The organism is Okeania sp. SIO2F4, assembly GCF_010672385.1.
Taxonomy (GTDB): Bacteria; Cyanobacteriota; Cyanobacteriia; order Cyanobacteriales; family Microcoleaceae; genus Trichodesmium.
In genome coordinates this window covers 1-6,052 of record NZ_JAAHGT010000597.1, presented here as the reverse complement: position 1 = coordinate 6,052, position 6,052 = coordinate 1, and the positions used below count along the sequence as shown (strand labels likewise).

Genomic DNA, 6,052 nt, shown 5'->3' with positions numbered 1-6,052 from the left:
TACAGGCAGAATACATATCTCCACCCCATCCATCATGTAACCAATGAAAAGCTTCATCCTGACCTGTACCATGAAAAATTGTTAGTACAGTATTTCTCACAATATTTGCACTAACACTAACTAATACTGTACTAACCAGTAAAAAAGTTGTCTTAGCGCGACTTGCTATAGCCCCAGTCCAATAAAGCAACATTAGAGAAACATAGATGCTGGTAAATAACATTTTTAAACCTGCACAATGCGGCGCAACCTCAACAATTCTATCCCCGACATATAAATATATTTGTTCAACAATAACCTCCATGTGCAACTGAGTCAAAATAAACCCGGCAACTGCAGCAATAAATTTCTGTAGAGGTAAGGCATAAGGTTCAATTAAGTAGGGAATATGATTAGGACTAGCAAGCAAAATAAAGAGTAGTGGCATACCCATTAATTTTAAACCAGGTATTCCTTTAAACCAAAGGCAAATTCCTGCCAATATTATGGGAAAAGATAAGTTTATTAAGTCTGGAATACCACTGATATACCAAACTCCTGCAATTCCTAATAATACTGCTCCCAAGGGATTAGAAATATTAGGTAAGTTTTCCCATTTATGCCGATTATTCCAAACAATATAAGCAGCAAAAGGTATACCTATTATTCCATGACTAAAATATTCATGCTCTATACTTATACTTTTATTTAGCCACCCATCATACCAATATATGATCAGCGGAGCATACATCAGAAATATTAAAGCGGCGATCGCTATTGTCAGTAAGTTTTGCTCAATGGCAATAGGAAATTTTTGACGAGTTTGCATTTTTTTTTGTTTTATTTATTGCTATTTAAAATTAAACTTTTTTTGATTTTGTAGATAATGAAAAATAATATTATATTTTTCTATTCACCCTAATTTAATAACTTAAATCCATGAATTTTAGATGATAGTTTTATGATAACACCCTGAATTTAAAATCAATGAAGTTAACAATTGTAAGCATTCAGCGGTCAGCTATCAGCTAGCCTCTTGCCTCCTCCGGAGGAGCTGCGCTAACAGAGGAGCTGTGCTAACAGCTATTAGTTATTAACTCATTATATTGGCAAGAGGAATTAGTCTCCAAGGAGAATTAAAAAGTTATGTTTGCGTAGCATTCGGTAAGGAAAGGAAATGTAATTGGTCATCAGTTCATTAATTGATAATTGATAATGGATAATTGATAATTACAAGAAGGTTAAAACCGCTCGGGAATTGAAGATTGGGAAATATCATCTTAAAAGGGGAGGCTTTAAACCACAATTATTTAATTAACAATTAATAATTAATAATTCGGTAATCTTAGTAAGTTATTACATTCAAAAGCTGAGAGCTGACTACTAATAGCTGTTTGCGCAGAATTCCGCAGGAAATGCTTACTAACAATTAGCGTAAGTATTCATTTAGCTCGCGGTCAGTATTTCGGTTTTTTATGCTGAACAAACAAATTTTTTTTGTGAAGGCATTAAACACATTTGCTACGGATAGCTTCAGGTCTTAGGATGTAATTTGAACCATATTTTTAAATGGCACTTTACTCTCTAAATACTGCCATAAAACTTCATTTTGTATAGAACCCATTTTGTATCTTGATCAAGCTAAATACACTTGCTGAAGTAGCTAATATATCCAGCAATTTCAGGCTAGTTCATTAATGGATAATTGATAATTACAAGAAGGTTAAAACCGTAAGGGAATTGAATATCGGAAAATATCCTAGCACTTTTCTCTTTGGTCGATTGGATCTGGCTAGGTTTCCCGAAGAATGCAGAACCGCTCCCCTTTTCATGTCGGCGACAGTCGTTAACGCCCGTTGTGCGCTAGCTAAACGACTACTTTTTCCCCTATGGGGGTCGGCTTTTAACCAAGGTATTTAATTTATAATTATTAATTATTAATTTTTCGGTAATTGCCGAGTATAACTATTTATGCCAATAATGATTAAACCAAGAAATTGTAAGTCTGATGATTAGACAAGGAGATTTTAAATAGGTTCTATAAAGCTGATAGCTGAATACTTACCAATTACTTACCTATAATTTGAAACATTGTCTCAACAACGTGATTAATTTGTTCTTCATTAATTACAGGATACATGGGTAAAGATAAAATCTGTTGACTTAGAATTTCACTGTTGGGAAAATCTCCTTGCTTATAGCCTAAGTTTTGGTAAGCTGGTTGGAGATGACAGGGTATGGGGTAATGGATACCAACAGAAACTCCTGCTGCTCCTAATTTCTCTTTCAGGATATCCCGGTTAATTGGAGATTTGTCAGTGACTCGAATCACATATAAATGATAAATATGACCAGTACCACTCAAATTCTGTATCGGAATAATACCTTTCTCTTTCATGGGGCTGAGGAGGGTATCGTATTTTTGAGCTGCTTGGTTGCGATCGCTATTCCAACCTTCTAAATAAGGGAGCTTGACATTAAGTACGGCAGCTTGTATTGTATCAAGTCTACTGTTTGTACCTACTTCCTCATGGACATATTTACGGGGCGCTCCATAATTACGGAGACTTCGCATTTTATTTGCCACCTCCGCATTGTTAGTAATAACCATTCCTCCATTACCAAAGCAACCTAAGTTTTTACTAGGATAGAAGCTAAACGCAGCAGCAGTTCCTACACTTCCACCATAGTAACCTTCTCTTTGTGCCAAATGAGCTTGGGCTGCATCTTCAAATATAATTAGGTTATTACCTTGAGCAAAGTCTTTTAGTTTACTGGGAGCTACCATTTGACCATAAAGGTGTACTGGCAATATTACCTTGGTTTTGGATGTGACAGCTTTTTGAGCAGCTTCCAAGTCAATTAAGGCAGTTTCAGCATGACAGTCTACTAGCACTGGGGTAGCACCAGCATGAAGTACCCCAATTAAAGTTGCAATAAATGTATTAGCTGGTAAAATTACCTCATCTCCTGGACCAATACCACAAGCTTGAAGTCCAAGTGCTATAGCATTTGTGCCAGAAGAAACTCCAATACCATTTTCCACTCCACAAGCTGTAGCGAATGAGGACTCAAATTTTTCTACTGCTTGACCAAGTATAAAATCTCCTCTTTCTAATACTGCCTGAATCGAATTTTCTAATTCACTTTTAAGTGGTTGATGCTGGAGTTTTAGGTCAACGAAAGGAATATTTTTTGGCATACTCTACATATAATATTAATCGGTTGTTTGGAAACCCGTCAGCTTTGGCTATGGTCTGAAAAACCTTCGGTGACAGAAGTCACATTCTCCTTAAGGGGAGGAGCTTAATGAAGTCAGAACTCAGAAGTTGTTTTTGTCACGAGGGATTTTGAGCAACCCTCCAAAAATATTTCACCAATCAAGGTGGGGTTTGGGGTTTTAGACCCAATTCTTTTGATTACTGCTTTTGGGTATGGTTTTATACATTAAGTTGTCTTAATTGGTATGTATAAGATAGCACAAATAACTCCTGAAAATGATCGGGGCATAAGATTATCTGCTGGTAATCTATCAAATATTGCTACAAATAAGTTGGGTATGTATAATGATCGTCTATATAATCTGGTGCTCTACCACGAGAATTATCAGGGATAAAAACTGGGTATAGTTTTTATGAGTTCAAACATCTCTAGCCCATCAATTGGGATTTTTGGACTACTGGTGCCGCTACGCGGAAGTCAAAATTCAAAAGTCAAAAGTATTGGTTAGTAGTGACACTACAAGGATTTTGTAACTGGTCAGTTATTTCCGCCATCGTGCACCAGAAATTATCAACAAGAACCGATAAAGTCCATTTTTGTTCTATGTTTATTCTCTAAACTAGGTCTCTTTTCCTAAATACTATAATCTTAATAATATTTTATATGTATTATCGAATAATAGAATTTTAAAAATGTTACGATAATGCAGTATGAAAAACTACATTTACCCTTATTGGGTAGCCATTATCTAGTGTAAGTTGGGAAAAAAACAAATGGCTTCAGCTACAGATAATAAAGAAAAACAAAAAGCTTTAGATTCAGTCCTCAAAACCATAGAAAAAAGTTTTGGTAAAGGGTCAATTGTCCGTTTGGGAGATGCTACCCGCATGAAGGTAGAAACAATCCCTAGTGGGGCACTAACCTTAGACTTAGCATTGGGAGGGGGCTTACCCAAGGGCAGAGTTATTGAAATCTATGGGCCAGAAAGTTCTGGAAAAACTACCCTGGCATTACACGCGATCGCCGAAACTCAGAAAACTGGAGGTATAGCAGCTTTTGTAGATGCAGAACACGCTCTAGACCCTACTTATGCTGCTGCATTAGGAGTAGATATTGAAAATTTATTGGTCTCTCAACCTGATACTGGCGAGATGGCTTTGGAAGTGGTGGATCAACTTGTTCGTTCTGTAGCTGTTGATATTGTGGTTGTTGACTCGGTAGCAGCATTGGTACCTAGGGCTGAAATTGAGGGAGATATGGGAGATTCTCACATGGGTCTTCAGGCTCGTTTAATGAGTCAAGCGCTACGGAAAATTACAGGTAATATTGGTAAATCTGGTTGTACGGTGGTCTTTCTCAACCAACTTCGCCAAAAAATAGGTGTTGTCTATGGTAATCCAGAAACTACTACTGGTGGTAATGCTCTTAAATTCTATGCTTCGGTCAGACTTGATATTCGTCGCACACAAACTCTGAAGAAATCTTCAGAGGAATATGGTATTCATGCTAAGGTAAAAGTTGCTAAAAATAAGGTGGCTCCTCCGTTCCGCATTGCTGAATTTGATATTATTTTTGGTAAAGGAATTTCTAATGTTGGCTGTATTATTGACTTAGCGGAAGAGACGGATGTAATTAAACGTAGAGGTGCTTGGTATAGCTACGAAGGAAGTAATTTTGCTCAAGGTCGAGAAAAAGCTATTGCCTATATGGAAGAAAATGTTGACTTTGCCAAAAAAATTGAAGATAAAGTTCGGAAACAATTAAGTGAGGGTGCTGTAGTTTCGGCTAATTCTGTGGCACGGGTTGATGAAATAGAAGACGACGAAGATGAGGATGAAATTCTAGAGGAAGAGTAAATTTTAGCTGTACTTTAGTGTTTCATAGTTGCGTTAATTGGATATCTAAAAAATTACGCAACTATAATCTTTTTGGCGTTGCTAATTGTTCAATAATTAATAATTAACAATTAATAATTAGGGTTTGCGTATGGAAAGTATGAGTAGTAGGGCTAGGATTCAGGGGTCGTAGGGGCGATTCGCGAATCGCCCCTACAGGATAAACGGGGAATTTAGAGGAGCAGGACTTACGCCAAGGTACTATATATAGAGTTGAGAAACTATAGCGCTAGAGTTTGGAACGCCATATACATGGTCTGATGTGTAAGTCCTAACATTGCTAAATTATCTCAATCAGATCTCAAATTTATAGAGACCATATGACTATATTTAACTATATGAGGAGTTACGCCAATTTACTATATATAGAGTTGAGAAACTATAGCGCTAGAGTTTGGAACGCTATATACATGGTCTGGTGCGTAAGTCCTAACATTGCTAAATTATCTCAATCAGATCTCAAATTTATAGAGACCATATGACTATATTTAACTATATGAGGAGTTACGCCAATTTACTATATATAGAGTTGAGAAACTATAGCGCTAGAGTTTGGAACGCTATATACATGGTCTGGTGCGTAAGTCCTAACATTGCTAAATTATCTCAATCAGATCCCAAATGTATAGAGACCATATGAATATATTTAACTATATGAGGACTTACGCCAATTTACTATATATAGATTTGAGAAACTATAGCGCTAGAGTTTGGAACGCTATATACATGGTCTGGTGCGTAAGTCCTATATATATGACTATATTTATGTATAAAGTTTATCTCAACGTTGGTCCTTGACCCGCGCTCTCCCGCAGGGGAGCGTCGCATGGGAAAACCAATCAATGTTGTGGTTTCACATATAATATGCTACAATGTAAACATTGACAAATAAACAGTAGATGGTCGAAAAAGCGTACAAATTTAGATTCTACCCAACTCCTGAACAGGAAAATCTG

General features: G+C 36.6%; 4 protein-coding genes. 2 read left to right on the top strand and 2 right to left on the bottom strand.

The genetic code is table 11. The features are described from left to right. A partial coding sequence (gene crtB / locus F6K22_RS28380) for a cyanoexosortase B (RefSeq protein ID WP_293105819.1) occupies window positions 1–808 on the bottom strand: 808 nt, incomplete at its 3' end. A gap of 1,239 nt (window positions 809–2,047) precedes the next feature. After that, complete coding sequence (locus F6K22_RS28375) at window positions 2,048–3,181, bottom strand: DegT/DnrJ/EryC1/StrS family aminotransferase (protein WP_293105816.1); 1,134 nt, start codon at window positions 3,179–3,181, stop codon at window positions 2,048–2,050. A 793-nt stretch (window positions 3,182–3,974) separates the two neighbouring features. Between F6K22_RS28375 and recA the strand changes: the two genes are divergently transcribed. Both recA and F6K22_RS42550 read left to right on the top strand, forming a co-directional pair. Then, window positions 3,975–5,057, top strand: coding sequence for a recombinase RecA (gene recA, locus F6K22_RS28370; RefSeq protein ID WP_293105813.1), 1,083 nt, complete (start codon window positions 3,975–3,977; stop codon window positions 5,055–5,057). Between the two features lie 938 nt (window positions 5,058–5,995). Further along, the coding region (locus F6K22_RS42550; protein ID WP_363273500.1) for a helix-turn-helix domain-containing protein at window positions 5,996–6,052 on the top strand (57 nt) is incomplete at its 3' end.

What these genes read in the sequence shown, in the direction of transcription:
- F6K22_RS28375 (WP_293105816.1), bottom strand. Translation starts at nt 3,181, where the DNA reads ATGCCAAAAAATATTCCTTTCGTTGACCTAAAACTCCAGCATCAACCA.
- recA (WP_293105813.1), top strand. Translation starts at nt 3,975, where the DNA reads ATGGCTTCAGCTACAGATAATAAAGAAAAACAAAAAGCTTTAGATTCA.